15 protein-coding genes and 1 riboswitch are annotated in these 16096 nt (G+C 74.3%); of the genes, 8 read left to right on the plus strand and 7 right to left on the minus strand.

Going from position 1 to position 16096, the window contains the following annotated elements:
- Positions 1-42: 42 nt before the first annotated feature.
- From ACI79R_RS14760 to ACI79R_RS14775, 4 genes are all read right to left on the minus strand, one after another.
- Positions 43-1239, minus strand: coding sequence for an ABC transporter substrate-binding protein (locus ACI79R_RS14760; protein ID WP_456574395.1), 1197 nt, complete (start codon positions 1237-1239; stop codon positions 43-45).
- A 306-nt stretch (positions 1240-1545) separates the two neighbouring features.
- Entirely contained in the window at positions 1546-1821 is a 276-nt protein-coding gene (locus ACI79R_RS14765; RefSeq protein ID WP_456574396.1) for a hypothetical protein, read from the minus strand.
- Between the two features lie 35 nt (positions 1822-1856).
- Complete coding sequence (locus tag ACI79R_RS14770; RefSeq protein WP_456574397.1) at positions 1857-2753, minus strand: hypothetical protein; 897 nt, start codon at positions 2751-2753, stop codon at positions 1857-1859.
- A 192-nt stretch (positions 2754-2945) separates the two neighbouring features.
- Positions 2946-3101, minus strand: a riboswitch (cyclic di-AMP (ydaO/yuaA leader).
- A 145-nt stretch (positions 3102-3246) separates the two neighbouring features.
- Entirely contained in the window at positions 3247-4170 is a 924-nt protein-coding gene (locus tag ACI79R_RS14775) for a LysR family transcriptional regulator (protein WP_456574398.1), read from the minus strand.
- A gap of 106 nt (positions 4171-4276) precedes the next feature.
- Here ACI79R_RS14775 and ACI79R_RS14780 point away from each other — a divergent pair, with 106 nt between their 5' ends.
- From ACI79R_RS14780 to ACI79R_RS14805, 6 genes are read left to right on the plus strand one after another with little or no spacing between them, the layout of a single operon-like run.
- Positions 4277-5290 (plus strand): cyclase family protein, encoded by a 1014-nt coding sequence (locus ACI79R_RS14780; protein WP_456574399.1) that lies wholly within the window; start codon positions 4277-4279, stop codon positions 5288-5290.
- Between the two features lie 14 nt (positions 5291-5304).
- Positions 5305-6435, plus strand: a complete 1131-nt coding sequence (locus tag ACI79R_RS14785; RefSeq protein WP_456574400.1) for an FAD-dependent oxidoreductase — start codon at positions 5305-5307, stop codon at positions 6433-6435.
- Between the two features lie 16 nt (positions 6436-6451).
- Entirely contained in the window at positions 6452-7393 is a 942-nt protein-coding gene (locus tag ACI79R_RS14790) for a VOC family protein (RefSeq protein ID WP_456574401.1), read from the plus strand.
- Positions 7393-8355 (plus strand): fumarylacetoacetate hydrolase family protein, encoded by a 963-nt coding sequence (locus ACI79R_RS14795; protein WP_456574402.1) that lies wholly within the window; start codon positions 7393-7395, stop codon positions 8353-8355. Before ACI79R_RS14790 ends, ACI79R_RS14795 begins: the two co-directional genes overlap by 1 nt.
- Positions 8355-9110, plus strand: coding sequence for an SDR family NAD(P)-dependent oxidoreductase (locus ACI79R_RS14800; protein WP_456574403.1), 756 nt, complete (start codon positions 8355-8357; stop codon positions 9108-9110). Before ACI79R_RS14795 ends, ACI79R_RS14800 begins: the two co-directional genes overlap by 1 nt.
- Positions 9111-9136: 26 nt before the next feature.
- Complete coding sequence (locus ACI79R_RS14805; RefSeq protein ID WP_456574404.1) at positions 9137-10327, plus strand: alpha/beta hydrolase family protein; 1191 nt, start codon at positions 9137-9139, stop codon at positions 10325-10327.
- A 7-nt stretch (positions 10328-10334) separates the two neighbouring features.
- Here ACI79R_RS14805 and ACI79R_RS14810 read toward each other — a convergent pair whose 3' ends face one another.
- The 3 genes from ACI79R_RS14810 to ACI79R_RS14820 are packed head-to-tail and all read right to left on the minus strand — an operon-like array spanning position 10335 to position 13257.
- Positions 10335-10979 carry a maleylpyruvate isomerase family mycothiol-dependent enzyme gene (locus tag ACI79R_RS14810; protein WP_456574405.1) on the minus strand — a complete coding sequence of 215 codons (645 nt, stop codon included), beginning with the start codon at positions 10977-10979 and terminating at the stop codon, positions 10335-10337.
- Between the two features lie 25 nt (positions 10980-11004).
- Complete coding sequence (locus ACI79R_RS14815) at positions 11005-12216, minus strand: cytochrome P450 (RefSeq protein WP_456574406.1); 1212 nt, start codon at positions 12214-12216, stop codon at positions 11005-11007.
- A gap of 48 nt (positions 12217-12264) precedes the next feature.
- On the minus strand, positions 12265-13257 hold the full coding sequence (locus ACI79R_RS14820) for a PDR/VanB family oxidoreductase (protein WP_456574407.1): 993 nt from the start codon (positions 13255-13257) through the stop codon (positions 12265-12267).
- A gap of 99 nt (positions 13258-13356) precedes the next feature.
- Between ACI79R_RS14820 and ACI79R_RS14825 the strand changes: the two genes are divergently transcribed.
- Positions 13357-14130 carry an IclR family transcriptional regulator gene (locus ACI79R_RS14825; RefSeq protein ID WP_456574408.1) on the plus strand — a complete coding sequence of 258 codons (774 nt, stop codon included), beginning with the start codon at positions 13357-13359 and terminating at the stop codon, positions 14128-14130.
- A 115-nt stretch (positions 14131-14245) separates the two neighbouring features.
- The gene (locus tag ACI79R_RS14830) at positions 14246-16087 is read left to right on the plus strand and encodes a phosphoenolpyruvate carboxykinase (GTP) (RefSeq protein ID WP_456574409.1); all 1842 of its coding nucleotides are present in this window, start codon (positions 14246-14248) and stop codon (positions 16085-16087) included.
- Positions 16088-16096: the final 9 nt, after the last annotated feature.

Consider the following 16096-nt stretch of genomic DNA (forward strand, 5'->3'; position numbering starts at 1 on the left):
CCGGGCCGCGGACGGCCCGACCCGGTCGGTCGGACGACGAGGTCAGTCGCACGGGGGCTGGTAGGTCTCCCACGCACCGGCCGGGCGGTTGTCCTCGCCGAACACGGTGAGGACCAGCCCGCAGAGTCCGTCGGCACCGAGGTGCTTGTCCGGGGCGAAGGACAGCGTGAAGCCCGGCTGGCCGAACGACGCCTCGTACCCGGTGATCTGGTTCAGCGCGTCGCGGACGGCGAGCGGCTCGTCCGTGCCCGCGGCCTCGATGGCCTGCTTGATCAGCATGACGGTGTCCCAGCCGTTCGCGTCGTAGGCCGACACCTGGAACTCGTCGTCGCCGTAGGCCTCGCGCAGGGTCTCCTGCAGCTCCGCCGTCCGCTCGTTGTCGGGATCCAGCGAACCCATGAAGACCAGACCCTCGAGAGCGCCGGGGTTGGCCAGCTCCCACGACGCAGCCTGGTTGCCGATCGAGGCCAGCGAGAACCGCTGGACGTCGGGCAGCTGCTCGAACAGCGTGTTGTGTGCGAGCACCTCGAAGTTGCCGCCGACGCTGGAGACCAGCACCGCGTCGGGGCCGGCGTCCTCGATCCGGGCGACCTGGGCGCTGAGGTCGGACGTGTCGACCGGCGCCTCCTCCTCGGCGATCAACTCCACGCACTCGCCGAGACCGGGCAGCAGCAGGCCGTTGACGCCGTCGATCGTCGGCGAGGCGTCGGAAAGGACGGCGAGGGTCTCGATGCCGGCCTCCTCGAAGGCGCCGCAGTAGGTCTCGACGAAGTCGTTGAGCGGATTGGCCAGGGTGTAGGTGAAGTCCGCGTCGGGCGGCAGCGCGACCGACTGGGAGATCGACGTCGGCGCGATCGCCGGGATCCCGGCCTGCTGGACGACCGGCTTGGCCTGAGCGATCGCCGCGCCGGAGCTCTGCAGGATGAGGAACGCCGGGTTCTGGTCGATCAGCTTGCGCACGATCGAGGGCGTCTTGGTGGGGTCGCTCTCGTCGTTCTCCACCACGAGCTCGACCGGGCGGCCGAGGATGCCGTCGGTGGCGTTGAGCTGGTCGATCGCCGCACGGATCGCGTTGCCGGCGATGACGCTGTAGGAGGCGCCGGGGCCGGTGCTGTCCTCGTCGAGGCCGATGATGATCGGCTCCCCGGTCAGCTCGGCGTTGGCCTCGGGGCGGTTGGGCTCGTCGTCGCCACCGCCGCAGGCGGCGGTCGCCAGGGCGAGCGAGGCGGCCGCCGTCACGGCGGCGATTCGGGTCCGGGATGTCCGCATACCACTTCCTCGGGGTGTGGCCGGTCGGATGGGGGTGGTGCCCGTACGCGTGCGGAACCGCCGTCTGGAAGGCAGCCGGCGTGCTCCCAAGCAAGTGCTTGGTTGCCGCCGGATGTTAGGTGGATCACGAGAGCGGCGTCAACGACGCTGACCGTTCTGTTACCTGATCGCCGAGGTGGCGGGCCGGATCGCGGCGCGCGGTGCCCGGACAGCACTCGGCCCGACCGGCGCCGGGAGGCGCGGGTCGGGCCGAGGAGGAGCGGGACGGGCGGACCGTCAGCGGGTCAGCAGCCGCCGGAGGCAGCGGCCGGGCAGCCCGGCGAGCGAGCGGACGACCACGCGGCCGAGCAGCAGCAGGTCGGCGTACTCCGGCGGCCGGGGCGCCGGCCGCGCCGGTCGCGCCGGCGGGCCGGCCGGCCGCTCGGGCACCAGCAGGTCGAGCGCCGAACGGCGGGCCGGCGACCGCAGGGAGGCCAGGGAGGGGATCTCCGGGGCCGGCGGTGCGCCGTCCCGAGCGCGGTCGTCCTCGCCGTCGTCGTACTCGCGTGCCACGCCGCTGACGCTACGGCGGCCCGGACCGCCCGCGCTCACCGGTAGTTGACGTGGACGTGGTCGAAGTGGTTCGCGGTCACGCCGCCCCTGTCCTCCATGGTCGACCAGGAGCCGCCCGGGGACTGGAGGATCCGCTGCTCCCAGATGATGTAGGCCACGCCGAGCTCGTCCCAGTGCGCGATGTGGTACGCCACGATCGCGTCGCCGAGCGCGGCGTCGGACATGACCATGTAGTCCAGCGCGTTCCCCGACGGGTGCCCGTCCGGGTCGGTGGCGCTGGCGCGGGTGCCGCCGAGGGTGATGCCCCCGGCGCCGGGCACGTTGCTCACCACGGCGTCGGCGGCCGCCTGCACCCGCGACGACACCGGTCCGGCGGTGTTGCGGATCTGCGCGACCGAGGTGGCCGCGGTGCTGGCCGACGCCCCGCCGCCGCCGGAGCCGCCAGAGGAGCCGGAGCCGCCGGAGGAGGACTCCTCCTCGGCGGCCGCCTCGGCCGCCGCGGCGGCCTCCGCGGCCGCGGCCGCAGCCGCGGCGGCCTCCGCCTCGGCGCGGGCGGCGGCCTCGGCCGCGGCCCGCTGTGCGTCGAGGGCGGCCTGGTCGGCGGCGGCCTGCGCCTGCTGCGCGGCGGCCTCCTCGGCCTCGCGGGTGCTGCGGCTGGCCGCGAGGTCCTCCAGCGGCTGGAGGTTCTCGGTGACGTCGACGGGACCGCTCTGGGCGCTGAGGCCGAGGGCTTGGGCGACGCTCACGGTCTCCGACGCGCCGGCCTCGGCCTGCGCTCCGGGGTCGACGCCGAGGACGACGTTGCCGAGGACGGCGCCGGCGACGGCGACCCCCAGCAGGAGACCGGGACGGCGGCCGGCGAGGACGCGGCGGCGGGCGGTGCGGGTGCGGCGGCCGGCGGCGTGGCCGGACGTGGTCGTACGGGGATCCATCGAGGGGGGTGCTCCGAGCGGTGCGGGCACGGCGGCGCCAGGGGCGCGGGGGCCGTGGGATGGGTGCGGGGACGGCGGCGGCGGGGACGGGCCCGGCCGGCGGTCAGATCCGCGGGCGCACCAGGGGCCGGCAGTGCCGGGTCGATCGAGGACGTGCAGCAGTGGCAGGGCGCGCCATCGGGCGGCTCTCCGTTTCTCCCAGAAGGCCGCCTACCGAGTCAGCTGACGGGTTCGGGCGGGAAGCAGCCCTACCCGGCGCGGGACGCGAGGTCCTGCGACGCGGGATTCACCCCAGTGGTGCGGTGGGTCCCCGGCTCGCCCCGGAGGGCGACTCGGCGGCGTCCGCCCGGACTCCCCCGGCAGGGGTCGTGACGACCGGTCGGACGCCGACACGGTAGTCGTCGTTATGGACTCGTGACAATCGGAGACCGGCGTTTCGTCAGCGTGATGCGTGTCGCGGCGGTCGCCGCGCGGGCGGGCGGTGTATCCGGGGTCAGGGTGCGAGCGGCTCGGTCGCCTGCCGCGCGGCCCGCGTGACGAGGTCGCGGAAGAACCGGTGCTCGGGGTCGCCGTCGTGCACCGGGTGCCACCACATCGCCTCCATCAGCGGTCCGGCGTCGAACGGGAGGGGCAGCGCCCGCACGCCGGCGTCCAGCGGCAGCGACCGCACCAGCCGCTCCTGGAGCAAGGCGATGCGGCCGCTGCCGGCGACCAGACCGGGCACCGTGAGGAAGCTCTCGGTGACCACCTGGACCCGCGGCTCGATGCCGAGCATCCGCATCTGCCGGGCGGCGGGCGTGGAGGCCGTCGGCCCGTGGTAGGTGGCGACCCACGGGAGCGACTCCAGGTGCTCGACGGTCACCTCCTCTCCCACCACCGGGTTGTCGGCGGACACGACGAGCACCCACCGGTCCTGGTGCAGGTCGGCGTGCGGCAGGTCGCTGATGAAGCCGTGCGGGAGCACCAGGAGGTCGCGGTTGAGCAGCGTCTCCTGCACCTGGTCGACGGCATCGGGCGTGTTGTGCAGGAGGCGCAGCCGGGCGCCGGGGGCCTCCTCGGCCAGCAGCTGGGCCAGCGTGTCGCCGAGGACGGCGCAGCCGTAGTCGCTGAGCAGGACGGAGAACTCGCGCGTCGACTCGGCGGGGTCGAAGTCCGGCTGCGCGGTGAACACCCGCTCCACCCCGTCCAGCGCCAGCCGGACGCGCGGGCGGAGCTGGGCCGCCAGCGGGGTGAGCCGGTAGGCGTTGCCGACCCGGGAGAGCAGCTCGTCCCCGAAGTGCCGGCGCAACCTCGCCAGCGACGCCGACAGCGCGGGCTGGCTGAGCCCTAGCTGCTGCGCCGCCCGGGTGACGCTGCGCTGCTCGAGCAGGGCGTCGAGGGAGACCAGCAGGTTGAGGTCGAGGTTGCTCAGGTTCACCGGCCGAGGGTATCGACGGCATTGATGACACCCATCATCGATTGCCTCTTCCGTGATAGGCCACCGCCCGGGACTGTGGTGCACGTCGCTTCGAGGAGGACCCGACGTGCTGCCTGCTCCATCCCGGCCCGCCGCCGACCGGCTCGACCGCTCCGATCCGGAGGGCGCCATCGCCGCCGCCGCGCAGCGGTGCTCGAACTGGGGCCGCTGGGGTGCCGACGACGTGCTGGGCACGCTGAACTTCCTCGACGAGGCCAAGCGCCTCGAGGGCGCGGCCTGCATCCGGCGCGGGGTGAGCTTCTCGCTGTCGCAGTCCTTCGACATGGACGGCCCGCAGAAGGGCTGGCGGCGGCGGACCAACCCGGTGCACACGATGCTGGACACCGGCACCGACGCCGAGCGCGGCGTGCAGGGCTTCCCGCACGGCCTCGGCGGCGCCGACGACGTCATCGCCATGCCGCTGCAGGCCTCGACCCAGTGGGACGGCCTCGGCCACATCTTCGACCACGGCATGGCCTGGAACGGCCGCCGCGCCGGCGACGTGGTGACCAGCGACGGCGACAAGGTCACCGGCATCGAGACCACCGCCGCGCGCTTCGCCGGCCGCGGCGTGCTGCTCGACGTCGGCCGGGCGATCGGCACCGACGGCGAGCTCCCCGACGGCTTCGCCATCACCGCCGAGCACCTCGACGCCACGATCGCCGCCCAGGGCGGCACCTCCCACGTCGGCCGCGGCGACCTCGTCGTCGTGCGCACCGGCCGGCTCACCCGCGCCCGCCGGGACATCGCCGAGGGCCGCGGCTGGGGCGACTACGCCGGCGGCCACTCCCCCGGCCTGTCGTTCACCACCGCCGACTGGCTGCACCGCAGCGAGATCGCCGGCATCGCCACCGACACCTGGGGCTTCGAGGTGCGGCCCAACGAGTTCGACGTCGCCTTCCAGCCCCTGCACCAGGTCGCCATCCCCAACATGGGCCTGTTCATCGGCGAGATGTGGGACCTCGACGCCCTGGCCGCCGACTGCGCGGCCGACGGGCGCTACGAGTTCTTCCTCGCCGCGGCCCCCCTCCCCGTGACCGGCGCCGTCGGCGCCCCGGTCAACCCCCTCGCGGTCAAGTGACGAAGGAGCCACCGATGCCCGCAGTGAACAGCGTCCTGGTGGTGGGGGCCGGCCTCGCCGGCGCCGCCACCGCCATCCACCTCGCCGCCCGTGGCGTGGCCGTCGACCTGGTCGAGATCAAGCCCGAGGTCGCCGCGCTCGGCTCGGGCATCACGCTGCAGGGCAACGCGCTGCGCGAGCTGCGCTCCCTCGGCGTCTGGGACCAGGTGCAGGCGGCCGGCTACGCCTTCGACGTCACCGGCATCCGGGCGCCGGACCCGCACGGCAGCGTCGTCGCCGAGATCCCGGACGCCAAGACCGGCGGCCCGGACCTCCCCGCCGCGATGGGCATGCCCCGTCCCGAGCTGGCCCGCATCCTCGTCGACCGGGCCACCGCGGTCGGCGTCAAGGTGCGCCTGGGCACCACGTTCACCGAGCTGGCGCAGGACGAGGCCGGCGTCGACGTCACCTTCTCCGACGGCTCGACCGGTCGCTACGACCTGGTGGTCGGCGCCGACGGCGTCCGGTCGTGGACGCGGCGGGCGCTGGGCGTCAACCTCGAGACGCGGTCGGTCGGCATGGGCATCTGGCGGGCCTTCGGCCCCCGCCCGGCCAGCGTCACCCGCACCGACCTCTACTACGGCGGCCCGTCCTACATCGCCGGCTACTGCCCCACCGGCGAGGACTCGCTCTACGCCTACATCGTCGAGGACGCCCAGGACCGCAGCGGCCTGTCCCCCGAGGAGCAGCTGGCCACGATGCGGGACCTGTCGCAGGCCTACCACGGCCCGTGGGACGAGATCCGCGAGACCCTGACCGACCCCTCCCGCGTCAACTACACCTGGTTCGAGACCCACGTGCTCGACCAGCCCTGGAACCGGGGCCGGGTCGTGCTCATCGGTGACGCCGCGCACACCTGCCCGCCCACCATCGCCCAGGGCGGCGCCATGGCCCTGGAGGACGCCGTCGTCCTCACCGAGCTGCTCACCGAGCGCGACGTCCTCGACGACGACCTCTGGCAGGCCTTCCACACCCGCCGCTACGAGCGGGCCAGGACCGTCGTCGAGGCCTCCAACCAGCTCGCCCAGTGGCAGCTCGACCACGTCCAGGGCGACATCCCGAGCCTCATGCGCTCGATCGCCATGCTCACCAGCCAGCCCGCGTAGGACCAAGGAGACGACCATGCCCCCTCAGCGCCTGATCACCCACCTGCGGCACGTCGACCTCGCGGTGCCCGACTTCGGCAAGCAGCTCGACTTCTACACCGGCACCTGGGGCCTCACGGCCGAGCACAGCGACTCGGGCCTGGCCTTCCTCGCCGCCGAGGGCAGCCCGGAGCAGTACGTCGTCCGGCTGCGCGAGGCCACCGACAAGCGGATCGACCTGATCGCCTTCGGCGCGAAGGACGCCGCCGACGTCGACACCCTGGCCGGACAGCTGGCCGCGGACGGCGTGCAGCTGGTCAGCGAGCCCGGCGACCTGCAGACCCCCGGCGGCGGCTACGGCTTCCGGTTCTTCGACAACGAGGGCCGCACCGTCGAGATCAGCTCGGACGTCGCCGTCCGGCAGCACCGCACCATCGAGGAGGGCGAGTCGATCCCCGTGCGGCTGTCGCACGTGGTGATCAACTCGGCCGACCCCGAGGGCACCCGGGCCTTCTACGAGAAGCACCTGGCCTTCGCCCTGTCGGACACGCTGATGCACCCCCGCATGGGCAACATGATGTGGTTCATGCGGATCAACAGCTGGCACCACAGCCTGGCGATCGCCCGGGGTCCGCACCCGTCGCTGCACCACGCCAGCTTCGAGATGCGCGGCATCGACGAGTACATGCGCGGCACCGGCCGGCTGCTGCGCGCCGGCGTCGAGAAGATCTGGGGCCCGGGCCGGCACATGGCCGGCAACAACACCTTCAGCTACTTCCTCGACCCGCACGGCAACACCGTCGAGTACACGACCGAGCTGGAGGTCCTCGACGAGGACACCTGGCACCCGCACGTGTACGACTTCACCCAGCCCGAGGTCTCCGACCAGTGGGGCACCGCCAACGCGATGAACGAGTTCGTGGCCAGCCGCTCATTCAACGACCCGGACAAGGGCCTGTTCGTGGCCCCGCCGGTCTGATGCGGTTCGCCACCTGGGAGTCCGGGGGCGCGGTGCGGGCCGGCGTCGTCAGCGACACCGGCCTGCACGCCCTCCCGGAGGGGACGACGGTGCTCGACCTCGTGCGCGCAGGCCTGCCCGCCGCGCTGGAGGCCGGCGCCGGGGCGCTGAGCGGGCCCGCGGTGCCGGTGGAGTCGGTGCGGCTGCTGCCGCCGCTGGCGGCGCCGACGGTGCGCGACTTCGTCGCGTTCGAGGAGCACGTCGAGGCCATGGTCGCGCCGAGCGGCGAGGGCGTGGCGCCGGAGTGGTACGAGGCACCGACGTTCTACTTCACCAACCCCTACGCGCTGCTCGGCGCGCACGACGACGTCGCCGTCCCCCCGGGGTCGCAGCGGTTCGACTTCGAGCTCGAGGTCGCCGTCGTCGTCGGGAAGGACGGCGCCTCGCTGACGCCGGAGCAGGCCCGCGACCACGTCTTCGGCTACACCGTGCTCAACGACTGGTCCGCCCGCGACCTGCAGTGGCGGGAGATGGCCGTCCGGCTCGGCCCGGCGAAGGGCAAGGACTCCGCCACCACGCTGGGCCCGTGGCTGGTGACCGCCGACGAGCTCGAGCCCTACCGCGACGACGAGGGGTTCCTGGGTCTCGAGCTCAGCGTGAGCGTGAACGGCACGGAGGTCGGGCGCGACCTGCTGTCCAACATGGGCTGGCCGTTCGAGGAGCTGATCTCCTACGCCTCCCGCGGCACCGAGGTCCGCGCCGGCGACGTGCTGGGCTCGGGCACCTGCGGCAACGGCGGCTGCCTCGCCGAGCTCTGGAACACCCGGGGCGGGTCCGCGCCGCCTCCGCTGCAGCCCGGCGACGTGGTCGAGATGACCGTCGAGGGCATCGGCACGATCCGCAACCGCGTCGTGCCCGGCCGGGAGCTGCCGCCGGTCCTGCCGGCACGCAAGCGGTCGCGCGCCCGTACCCGCGCCCGCTGATGGCTCGCGTCCGCGGCAAGGTCGTCGTCGTCACCGGCGCCGGCCGGGGTCAGGGTGCCGCCGAGGCGCGGCTGCTGGCCGCCGAGGGCGCGACCGTGGTGGCCCTCGACCTCGGGGAGGAGCCCGCCGAGGCCCTCCCCGGGGTCGAGTACTGCCGTCTGGACGTCACCGACGCCGCCGGCTGGGCCCGGATCGCCGCCGACCTGCGCGAGCGGCACGGACGGCTGGACGGGCTCGTGGCCAACGCCGGGATCACCTGGCGGGCCCGGTTGGCCGACCTCGATCCCGCCGACCTCGCCCGTACCACCGAGGTCAACGTGACCGGCACCCTGCTGGGCATCCAGGCGCTCACCCCGCTGATGACCGGCGGCGGGTCGGTCGTCGTCGTCGGCTCGGTCGCCGCGCTGACCGGCCACTACCCGGTCGCCTACACGGCGTCCAAGTGGGCGCTGCGCGGCCTGGCCAAGGCCGCCTGCCTGGAGCTCGGCCCGCGCGGCATCCGGGTCAACACGATCCACCCCGGCTACATCGAGACGCCGATGACCGCCTCGGCGGCACCGGCGTTCCGCGCCGCCAACGTCGCCGAGACGCCGCTGGGCCGCACCGGGACGGTCGAGGAGGTGGCGCCGCTGGTCGTCTTCCTCGTCAGCGACGAGGCGTCGTTCATCAGCGGCGCCGAGATCCCCGTCGACGGCGGCATGACCGCCCACGGGGGCGTGAAGAGCATCAGCGACGCCGTCCGCGCCGCTCCCTAGAGATCCACCGCGAGAGGAACCCTGCAGTGTTCGAGTACTTCCCCGACGGCCCCTACACCTACAACCTCAGCGTGGTGGCCACGCTCAACAGCGGTGGCCTGATCGACGAGGTCGACCGGGCCTGCCGGCCGATCAAGGAGGCGCTGGCCGGCGGGGGTGCCGGCGCCGAGGACGCCGGTACCCCGGCGTTCCTGCGCGCGTGGACGGCGCTGACCGACCAGCTGGTCGGGCAGGCCGAGGAGGCGGAGAAGGCGGGGCACACCCGCACCGCCGGCCAGCTGTACTTCCGCGCCAGCAACTACCTGGCCCAGGCCGAGCGGATGCTGGCCCACTCCGATCCGAACCGGATCCCCACCTACAAGCGGCTGCTCGAGCTGACCCAGAAGGCGTTCGACCTGCACAGCCCGGACGTCTCCCGGGTCGCGGTGCCCTACGAGGGCACCACCCTGCCGGCCTACTTCTCCCAGGCCCCGGCCACCGCCGACGGCCCCGCTCCGGTGGTGATCCTGGTCAACGGCCTGGACTCCACCAAGGAGCACATGTACGCGTCGAACCACTGGGCGGAGCTGGCCGCCCGCGGCATCTCCTGCCTGATGCTCGACCAGCCCGGCACCGGCGAGGCGCTGCGGCTGCAGGGCCTGCCCGCCCGCGTCGACACCGAGGTCTGGGCCGGCGCGTGCGTCGACTACCTGGAGACGCGGGACGACGTCGACGCCGCGCGCATCGGCATCGTCGGCTGGTCCCTGGGCGGCTACTACTCCCCCCGCGCCGCGGCGTTCGAGAAGCGCCTGGCGCTGTGCGTGGCCTGGGGTGCCAACCACAACTGGGGCGCGGTGCAGCGCCGCCGCAAGGAGCGCGAGGGCGAGCGCCCGGTGCCGCACTACTGGTCGCACGTGCTGTGGGTGTGGGGCCAGCCCGGCGACGAGAACGACCTCGACGCCTTCCTCGACTTCGCCGACCAGGTGCACCTGGACGGCGTCGTCGAGAACATCACCGTGCCCTTCCTCATCGCGCACGGCGCCAACGACCGGCAGATCCCGCTGGAGTACGCCCACCGCTCCTACGACCAGGCGGTCAACTCCCCCAAGCGCGAGCTGCGCGTGTTCACGCCCGAGGAGGGCGCGACCGAGCACATCGGCCTGGACCACCTGCCCTTCGTCAGCACCTGGATCGCCGACTGGGTGGCCGACACCTTCGCGGAGCTGAAGCGCGGCTGAGCCGGTCTCAGAGCACGGAGAAGCCCGCCGGCAGTCCGGCGCGGCCGGTGGCGGCGAGCAGGAGCGGTGCGGCCTGCTCGCCGTCCACCGCCAGGTCGGCGACGACCGCGAGCGCCTGGCGCGCCGCTGCCGGGGGCAGCTGCGCCGGCCGGCCGAGCGCCGTGGCGAGATCCGCGGTGTGCACGACCAGCTCGAGGGTGCGGGTGGGCAGGTAGTCGGCCAGCCGCATGCCGCCGGCGACGGTGGTCAGCAGCTGCCCGCCGTCCGCGGCCGCCACCAGCGGCAGCACCCGGGCCGCGAGCCCGGCCACCGCGGCCGCGGGGTCGGCCCCCAGCGCCGTCCCGGCCTGCCGGCCGCGGTCGGCCACCCCGGGACCGGCCGCCATCACGCGGGTGGCCCGCACGTATCCGGCGGCGGAGCCGACCTCGACCGCGGCCGCCGGCCGGCCGAGGTACTCCTCGACGGTCAGCAGCGAGCGGCTGGTGTGCCCCACGAGGGCCCGCACGTCCCACTCCCCCAGCCCTGGCGCCGACCAGCGGTCCCCGACCGACCCGACGGCGCGGACGAAGGCGCCCGCGGCGTCGGCGAACGCCTGCTGCGAGTCCGCCCAGGGGAAGGCGGTGTCGGCCGGGGACGGGTGCGGCGCGGTCATGCCCGCATGCTGGCAGCCCCGGGGGTCAGGCGACCCGCAGCCGCACCGGGATGCTCTCCCAGGCCCGCAGGGTGTTGTTGTGATGCCGCCGGGTCGGCCCGGCGAGCTCGAGCGACTCGACCCGGCGGGCGAGCGCGGTGAGCACCGCCTCGGCCTCCAGCCGGGCCACGTGCTGGCCCACGCACTGGTGCAGCCCCATGCCGAAGCCGACGTGGCCGGAGGGGTCGCGGGACAGGTCGAAGGCGTCGGGGTCGGCCCACCGGCGCGGATCGCGGTTGGCCGCGGCCAGGAACATCAGGATCTTGCCGCCGTCCGGCACCACGTGGTCGCCGATCCGGACGTCGCGGGTCGCCGTCCGGAAGAAGGTCTGCACCGGCGACTCCCAGCGCACCGCCTCGTCGAAGGCGACCCGGGCCAGGGCCGGCTCGGCGCGCAGCCGCTGCCACTGGTCGGGGTGCGTGGCGAAGGCGTACAGGCAGGCGGAGATGCCGTGCACGGTGGTGTCGACGCCGGCGGTGAGCAGCGAGCGGACGACCAGCGGCGCCTGCGCGTGGGTGATCTCGCCGCGGTCGGCGGCGGCCCAGATCTGCGCGCCGAAGCCGTCCTCGGCGAGCACCTCGCGGGCGCACTGGGCGGCGACCCAGCCCGACAGCTCGGCCACGCGCGGCGCGCCCTTGGCGACCAGGTCGTTGGGCGGGCCGAACGCGTTGAACGCGTGGTCGCCGTAGGGCAGCAGGTTCTCCCGCCCCTCCTGCGGCAGCCCGACGGCGTCGGGGAAGACCCGCAGTGGGAAGGCCTCGGCCAGCGCGGGGACGCCGTCGAACTCGTCGCCGGCCGCCAGCACGGTGTCCACCAGGTCCTCGGCGTCGGCCAGCCAGCGCTCCCGCAGCCGGCGCAGCGCCCGCGGGCCGAGCACCGAGGTCAGCACCCGGCGGGGCGCGTCGTGCCGGGGCGGGTCGGCCTCCAGCAGGAGGGACGGCGGCCGCCAGGGCTCCTCGAAGCGGAAGTTGGCCAGCCCGACCCCCGCGGCCGAGGAGAACGCCTGCCAGTCCACGAGGGCGGCGTGCACCTCCGCGTGGCGGGCCAGGGCGTGCACGTCGTACCGGGAGAGGTAGACCAGCGGGCCGGCGTCGCGCAGCGCGGCGTGCAGCGGGAGGGGGTCCTCCAGCACGTCGTGGGCGAACGGGTCGCTGTCGTCGACGGGCAGCGGAGGGGCGGACGGGGCGGTGGTGGTCACGGGCGTGCCTTCCCGGTCGGGGACGTCGGGGGTTCGCGTGTGGGCGTCTCAGAGATCCAGGACGAGCCGGTCGCTGCGCGCCCGGGAGACGCAGACGTACATGCAGTCGTCGGCGGCGCGCCCGGCGTCGTCGAGCAGCGCGTCCCGGTGGTCGGGCTCGCCGGCCAGGACGGTGGTCTCGCAGGTGCCGCAGGTGCCCTGCCGGCAGGAGGACAGCACCTCGACGCCGGCGGCGCCGAGCGCCTCGAGGACGGTCCGCTCCGGCGGCACGGTCACGGTGCGGCCGCTGCGGGCCAGCTCCACCTCGAACGGCGTCGTCCGGGCCGGGGCACCCAGCTCGCCGGCGACGAAGCGCTCGGTGCGCAGCGTGTACGGCGGCCAGCCGGCGCAGGCGGCCTCCATGGCGGCCAGCAGCGGGGCGGGCCCGCAGGAGTAGATCCGCACCCCCTCGCGGGGCGGGCCCAGGAAGGCGGGCAGGTCGAGCAGCCCCTGCTCGTCCTGCGGCACCACCTGCACCCGGTCGCCGTGGCCGGCCAGCTCGTCCAGGAAGGCCATCGACGCCCGCCGCTGGCCGCCGTACAGCAGCCGCCAGTCGGCACCCAGCAGGTCGGCCTGGCGCAGCATCGGCAGCAGCGGCGTGATGCCGATCCCTCCGGCGACGAACAGGTAGGAGTCCGACGGCACCAGCGGGAAGTTGTTGCGCGGACCGCCGACGCCGACGAGGTCGCCGACCTGCAGCTCGTCGTGCACGTAGGCCGACCCGCCGCGTCCAGCGGCCTCCCGGAGCACCCCGACCCGGTAGACCGTCGGGTCGAACCGGTCGCCGCACAGCGAGTACTGCCGGGTCAGGCCGTTGGGCAGCGCGAGGTCGACGTGCGCGCCGGGCGCCCAGTCGCGCAACCGGCCGCCGGAGGGCGAGGCGAGCTCCAGGGTGAGCACGTCCTCGGCGACCTGCTGCTTGCCGGCGACCCGCAGCGTCGCGGCCGCCGCCGGGCCGGCGGCCGGGAGCAGGCCGGCTGCGGCGGTCAGGGTGTACGTCATGCCAGGAGCGTGGGCCCGGTCACCGGACCGGCGAAGCGGAGTTCCAATGGACGAGAGTTCCCCGGTGACCCTGCCCACAGCCGCTGGCACACTTCCCCCGTGCCGCGCACCGCCACCGGGGAGACCTCCATCGCCCGCGCCGTGCGCATCGTCGCGGCCTTCACGCCGGAGGACACCACGCTCGGCGTCGCCGAGATCGGCCGGCGCACCGGCCTGCCCATCGCCACGGCGTCCCGCCTGGTCGCCGAGCTGGCCTCCCACGGGCTGCTGGAGCGCGGCCCCGACCGGGAGGTGCGGGTCGGCGTGCGGTTGTGGGAGCTGGCCTCCCGGGCCTCGCCCACGCTGTCGCTGCGCGACGCGGCGATGCCCTACCTCGAGGACGTGCACGCCGTCGTCGGCCACTCCGCCCAGCTCGGCGTCCTCGACGGCGAGGAGGTGCTGTTCATCGAGCGGCTGACCGCCCGCGACGCGGTGGTCAACTACTCGCGGATCGCCGGGCGACTGCCGGCCCACCTCTCCTCCTCGGGGCACGTCCTGCTGGCCGCCGCTGCCGACGACCTCGTCGACAGGGTGCTCACCCGGCCCATGGAGCGCTGCACCCCGGCCACGCTGACCACCTCCGGAGAGGTCCGGACGGCGCTGGCCGAGGCCCGCCGGCGCGGTTACGCGCTGCTGGCCGGGCACGTCCACGAGGAGGCCACCGGGGTCGCCGTCCCGGTGCGCAACGGGCTGTCGGAGGTCGTGGCCGCGCTGTCGGTCATCGTGCCCAACGACGGCCGCGCGGCGGCCACCGTGCCGGTGCTGATGGCCGCCGCCCGGGGCATCGGACGGGCCCTGTCGGGACCGGCCTCCGGAGCGGGCACGGCCCGCTGACCCCTCGGGTGCGATGCGCCCGCGGCCGACTCGGTAGGTTCCCCCTCCAGCGGGCCGCACCGCGCACGCCGGGAGGCGCGGTGGCAGGAGGAACCCGCGAGGAAGAGGGTGGGTCGTGGCCGCCGTTGACGCCGTGCTCGACGAAGCAGGACTGACGAACGGTCGCGTGCGCGACTTCGTCCGGCAGTGGGCCGAGCACACCGGTGCCGCCCGGGTCGAGGTGGTCAACGCCTCCGACGACGCCCGACTGGTCCAGGAGGCGCTGCAGGCCGGCGAGATCCTCCCGGCCGGCGAGGGGCGCTACTACTCGCGCAGCCACCCCAAGGACACCGCGCGCTCCGAGGAGCGCACCGTGGTCGCCACCAGCGACCCCGCCGACAAGGGCGTCTACAACAACTGGCGGCCGGCCGACGAGATGCGCGCGATCCAGGAGGAGCGCATGCGCGGCGCCTCCGAGGGCAAGACGATGTACGTCGTCCCCTACCTGATGGCGCCGCCCGGTTCCCCGCTGCAGGGCTACGCCACCGGCGTGGAGCTCACCGACGCCCGCACCGTCGTCCTGCACATGATCCGCATGGCGCGGGTCGGCGTGGAGTACGTCAACGACCTGGCCGACCCCGACAGCTTCGTCCGCGGCGTGCACGTCACCGGCGACCTCGACAGCCTGGGCCAGGGCACCCCGGACGACCAGCGCTACTTCGTCACCGTCGCCGACGAGCGGACGATCCTGCACTACGGCTCGTCCTACGGCGGCAACGCGCTGCTCGGCAAGATCGCCCACGGCCTGCGGCAGGGCGCCTACGACGGCTGGCGGTCCGGGGAGTTCCTCGCCGAGCAGTTCCTGCTGCTGGGCATCGAGGACAAGGAGACCGGCCACACGTACCACGTCTGCGGCGGCATGCCGAGCGCCTCGGGCAAGACCAACCTGGCGATGACGCTGGCGCCCGACGCCCTCGGCGACCGGTACCACGTGAAGTTCTACGGCGACGACATCGCCTGGCTGCGGGTCGACCCCGAGGACGGGAAGATCTACGCGATCAACCCGGAGTTCGGCGTCTTCGGCGTCGCCAAGGACACCAACGAGGCGACCAACCCCACCGCCGTCGCGGCGATCGCCCCCGGTACCGGCACGATCTTCACCAACGTCGCCTACAACGAGAAGACCCAGGACGTCTGGTGGGAGGGCAAGTCCCCCGAGCCGCCGGCCGACACCGACGGCTGGCGGGACTGGACCGGCGCGCTCATCAGCGAGCGGCCGGCCGGCGAGCAGGGTGCCCCGTGGGCCCACCCGAACAGCCGGTTCACCACGACCCTGGCCAACGTGCCGAACATCGCGCCGGACTACGAGAACCCCAAGGGCGTGCCGATCGACGCGATCATCTTCGGCGGCCGCACCCGGGACCGCGAGCCGCTGATCCGCGCGATCACCGACGTGCCCGAGGGCGTCTACGACGGCCTCACCCTGGGCGCGGAGGCCACCTTCGCCGCCGAGGGCACCGAGGGCGTCCTGCGCTACGACCCGATGTCGATGCGGCCGTTCATGGCCGTGCCGGAGGGCCGCTACGCCGAGCTCTGGCTGAAGATCATCGGCGCGGCGACCGAGAAGCCGCTGTTCGCCCACGTGAACTGGTTCCAGCGCGACCCGCAGGACGGCCACTTCCTGTGGCCGGGGTACCGCGACAACCTGCGCGCCCTGCTGTGGCTCATGCAGCTCAAGGCGGGCGAGGTCAGCGGCACGCAGACCCCGGTCGGGATCGTGCCGACGCCGGAGGAGCTCCAGCTGGACGGCGTCGACCTGCGGCCCGGCGACCTGGAGAAGCTGCTGACGATCGACGTGGCGCGGTGGCGGCAGGAGATGGCGCACCGCGAGGAGCACCTCTCGGCCTTCGCCGGCCTGCCGGAGGAGATCTGGACGGCGCACCGCCGGGTCGCCGAGGCCCTGGAGAAGTCGGAGTGACCGGCCTGC

This window comes from Blastococcus sp. SYSU D00820, from assembly GCF_054050695.1.